General features: G+C 64.7%; 5 protein-coding genes. All 5 read left to right on the top strand.

The genetic code is table 11. From position 1 onward, the window contains the following. Nucleotides 1-308 (top strand): murein hydrolase activator EnvC family protein (locus tag ACNPP0_RS13885; protein WP_448706208.1); only part of this gene is annotated, 308 nt, incomplete at its 5' end. Nucleotides 309-377: 69 nt separating this feature from the next. After that, entirely contained in the window at nt 378-1,823 is a 1,446-nt protein-coding gene (ctpA, locus tag ACNPP0_RS13880) for a carboxyl-terminal processing protease CtpA (protein WP_332609777.1), read from the top strand. Next, the gene (locus ACNPP0_RS13875) at nt 1,820-2,575 is read left to right on the top strand and encodes a HesA/MoeB/ThiF family protein (RefSeq protein ID WP_448706207.1); all 756 of its coding nucleotides are present in this window, start codon (nt 1,820-1,822) and stop codon (nt 2,573-2,575) included. The genes ctpA and ACNPP0_RS13875 overlap by 4 nt, the downstream gene beginning before the upstream one ends. A 138-nt stretch (nt 2,576-2,713) precedes the next feature. Continuing rightward, nucleotides 2,714-3,913 carry a GGDEF domain-containing protein gene (locus ACNPP0_RS13870; protein WP_332609778.1) on the top strand — a complete coding sequence of 400 codons (1,200 nt, stop codon included), beginning with the start codon at nt 2,714-2,716 and terminating at the stop codon, nt 3,911-3,913. 116 nt (nt 3,914-4,029) lie between these two features. Then, nucleotides 4,030-4,356: FadR/GntR family transcriptional regulator (locus tag ACNPP0_RS13865; protein ID WP_448706205.1), on the top strand; the 327-nt coding region annotated here is incomplete at its 3' end.

Here is a 4,356-nt window from a genome sequence, read left to right as displayed (position 1 = left end):
GCGTCTGGCGCGGTGTGGTGCTGCGCGCGCCCGAGGGCACACCGGTCAAAGTGGTGGCGCCGGGCACGGTGGTCTACGCCGAATGGCTGCGCGGTTTCGGCAACCTCATCATTGTGGATCACGGGCAGCAATACCTGACGGTCTATGCTTACAACCAAAGTCTGCTCAAACGGGTGGGGGATTCGGTGACAGGTGGCGATACTATTGCTACGGTAGGGGCAACCGGCGGCCAAGTGGAATCCGGCCTATACTTTGAAATTCGCCATCGTGGCGCTCCTGTGGACCCGGCCCAGTGGCTGGCCCAGTAGGTTGGTAGGTACAAGTCGTTGGTAAATTACCAAACCCCCATCGGCGAAAACAAAATTCGGGAAGTGTGCATGGGCACTCGCAAGTTTCGCGGTTTCGGTCTGATTGCCATCGGTGCGGTGGCTGGCGTATTGCTTAGCGTAGGGGTGACGGCAGTTGCCCAGCGCGGCAGCCCTTTGCCCTTGGACGAGCTCAGGCAACTGAGCAATGTTTTCGCGGCCATCAAGAACAACTATGTCGAAGCGGTCGATGACAAGACCCTGATCGACAACGCGATCTCGGGCATGGTTTCAAACCTTGACCCGCATTCGGCCTATCTGGATGCCGACGCGTTCCGTGAAATGCAGACGGCGACCCAAGGCGAGTTTGGCGGCCTGGGTATCGAAGTCGGCGCGGAAGACGGCTTCGTCAAGGTCATCTCGCCCATCGAAGATACGCCCGCCGCGCGCGCCGGCGTGATGGCCGGTGACCTCATCATCAAGATCGACGACACGCCCACCAAGGGCATGACCCTGAACGATGCGGTCAAGCTCATGCGTGGCGCGCCCAAGTCGCCCATCACGCTGACCATCATGCGCGCCGACCGTCCCCAGCCCATCGTGCTGAAGATCGTTCGCGACGTCATCAAGGTTCGCAGCGTGCGCAGCAAGATGCTGGACAACGGCATCGGCTACGTCCGCGTTGCCCAATTCCAGGAAAAGACCGGTTCCGACCTGGCCAGGCAACTGAAGGAACTGGGCGCAAAAGAAGCCCCCAAGGGCCTGGTGCTGGACCTGCGCAACGATCCGGGCGGCTTGCTGACCAGCGCCATCGGCGTGTCGGGCGCGTTCCTGCCGCCGGATGCCCTGGTGGTGTCCACCGACGGCCGTACGCCTGACGCTCGCCACAAGTATCTGGCCACGCCGTCGGAATACGCTCGCGGTGAAAGCAACTACCTGTCCGGCTTGCCGGCCTGGACCAAGACGGTTCCGATGGTGGTGCTGGTCAACGTCGGTTCGGCTTCGGCTTCGGAAATCGTGGCCGGTGCGCTGCAAGACCACAAGCGCGCCAAGGTGCTGGGCAATCGCACGTTCGGCAAGGGTTCGGTGCAGGTCATCCTGCCGCTGTCCGAATCCACCGCCGTCAAGCTGACGACCTCGCGCTACTTCACGCCCAGCGGCCGTTCCATCCAGGCCACCGGTATCGAACCCGACTACGTTGTTGCCGACACAGCCGACGGCGACCTGTTCCGCCTGCCGCGCGAAGCCGACCTGCAACGCCACCTGTCCAACCCCGAGACCGCCAACGAGGTGAAGTCCAACTCGGCGCAAGACAACGTGGACGTGCCGACGAAGGTGTTTGAATTCGGCGGCAAGGACGACTTCCAACTGCAACAAGCGCTGAACGTGCTGGCCGGCAAGCCGGTGCAGAAGGGTTCGGCGCGCGCCCAGGCCAAGGCTGATGCCAAGGCCGGTGGCGGCACTCCCACGCGCATGAAGATCACGCCGACCGGAGTCGAGCCCAACAAGGACAAATGAACGACGAGCAACTGCTGCGCTACGCCCGCCACATCCTGCTGGACGAGCTGGGTATCGAAGGGCAGGAAAAACTGCTGGCGGCGCGTGTGCTCATCGTGGGGGCGGGTGGACTCGGTTCACCCGCCGCGCTCTACCTGGCGACTGCCGGCGTAGGCGACATCACGCTTGCTGACGACGACACCGTCGAGCTCAGCAATCTGCAACGCCAGATTCTGCACACCACCTCCAGCGTCGGCCGTCACACGGCCGAGTCGGGGCGCGACATGCTGGCCGCCTTCAACCCGCAGGCGCGGGTGCACGCCCGGGTCGAACGGCTGCAAGGCGATGCGTTGTCCGACGCCGTTGCCGCGGCGGACCTGGTGCTGGACTGCACCGACAACTTCACCACCCGCCACGCTATCAACCGCGCTTGCGTGCAGCATCGCAAGCCGCTGGTGTCGGGCGCCGCCATCCGCTTTGACGGGCAGGTCAGCGTGTACGACCTGCGCGACGACAACGCGCCGTGCTACCACTGCCTGTTCCCGGAAGCCGACGACGTCGAGGAAGCCAACTGCGCCACCATGGGCGTCTTTGCCCCGGTGGTGGGCATCATCGGCAGCATGCAGGCCGCCGAAGCCCTGAAGCTGCTGTCCGGCGTAGGCGAAAGCCTGTCGGGTCGGCTGCTTTGGCTGGATGTGCGCACCATGCAATGGCGCAGCGTCAACGTACAGCGGGACCCGGAATGCGCCGTTTGCGGCCATCGCGGGCGCTGAAACGGGCTTTTTCGCAACGCGAATTCCGCGGTCCGGTGTGCCCTTATTGCCCTTGCGGACAATATTAAAGGCCTGAAATACCTGCTATAACGCCAGCCAGCCTACCGAAATCAAAGGCGGCAATGTGGACGTGACGGCGTGGAAACAGGACTGAAGTTCAGCTTGCCCAAGTGGCGCCTGACGCGCTGGCTTACCCATTCCGGGCCGGATACGCCCGCGGACATCCGCGCCGCGCTGATCGCCAGCCTGTTCGGCACGCTGCCCATCTTTGCCGGCGGCGTCATCAACACCCTGATGATTTCGGGCGTGGTGACCTGGCGGCGGCCCGAACCCCTGTACGTATCCTGGCTGCTGCTGGAAGTGGTGCTGGCCATCGTGCGCGTCACGATCCTGCGCGCGGCCTTGCGCGCCGCGCCCAAGGGCGGCAACACCCATACCGACCTCTACATTCTGCTGGCGCTGCTGTGGGCGTTCAGCGTGGGCTATGGCGTCTTCATCACCTTCATCAACGGCGACTGGCTGGCCGCAACGCTGGCGGGCATATCTTGCGGCGCGATGGCGGGCGGCATCTGCTTTCGCAACTATGGCGCGCCCCGGCTGGTAGCCGCCATGATCTTCCTGAGCCTGGGCCCGATGTGCCTGGGCGCTTTGTTCACGGGCGAAATCGTTACGGCCATCGTCTTTATCCAGATTCCGTTCTACCTGGTCAGCATGACCATCGCATCACATCGGCTGAACCGCATCCTGGTGTCCACCATGCTGGCCGAACGCGCCAGCGAACGCCGCGCCAATGAAGACGCGCTGACCGGGCTGGCCAACCGCACCGGCCTTCAAGTGGCCCTGGAGCGCGTCTGCGCCAGCGCGCGCGGGCACGACAGCGACGCGGCGCTGCTCTACATGGACATGGACGACTTCAAGCGCATCAACGACACCTACGGGCATGCCGCGGGCGACCTGGTGTTGACCACGATCGCCCGGCGCATGCGCGCCATGCTGCGGGTGGACGACGTAGCGGCCCGGATCGGCGGGGATGAATTCATCGTGCTGGTGACTGGCATCGACGCCACGGCGGCGTTGCGGCTGGGCGAACATCTGCTGCTGGACGCCTTGCAGCCCATTGCGCTGGCGGACGGTACGCGGGTGATTGTGGGGATGTCGATCGGCATTTCGATCATTTCGGCCGGCAATCGCAACCCGCAGGCGGTGCTGGATTGCGCCGACGCCGCGCTGTACCGCGCCAAAGCCAGGGGGGGGCGCTGCTGCGAAGTCGACGGCGGGGTGACGCCGATGAGCGAAGCCACCGTAGCCGGCGACGACAGCGCGACGGCGGCAGCCTGAGGGCGGGCAAGAGCCGCAGCAGCCCTGGCCGCACCGGCAGCCCGGCATCGCGCGCCGCTATCCTGCCCGCGGCCAAAAGTTATCAGATAACCTGAAAGGTTGTCTATAATCGGCCGATGCTCACCAAAAGCCTCACCCTGACTGAACAAGTCGCCCAGCAGATCGCCACGGATATCGCCGACGGCGTGCATCCTGTTGGCGCCAAGCTGCCGCCCGGCCGCGTGCTGGCGGACCAATACGGCGTCAGCGCCGCCGTGATCCGCGAAGTCACCGAACGGCTGCGGGCGCAGGGCCTGATCCAAAGCCGCCAGGGGTCGGGCAGCACCGTCGTATCGCGTACCGGCGGGCAGGGGTTCCAGGTGTCGAGCGGCATCGCCGTCAATCGCGAGCAACTGGCCAACGTCTATGAACTGCGCATGGAACTGGAAGGCGGCGCGGGGGGG

This window comes from Achromobacter semiaridum (genome assembly GCF_053543755.1).
Note: the sequence above shows the minus strand (reverse complement) of the source record. Positions and strands in the feature narration are given on the sequence as shown.

Excerpts from the sequence above, each read along its gene's own strand:
- ACNPP0_RS13875 (WP_448706207.1), top strand. The coding sequence starts at position 1,820 with ATGAACGACGAGCAACTGCTGCGCTACGCCCGCCACATCCTGCTGGAC.
- ctpA (WP_332609777.1), top strand. The coding sequence starts at position 378 with ATGGGCACTCGCAAGTTTCGCGGTTTCGGTCTGATTGCCATCGGTGCG.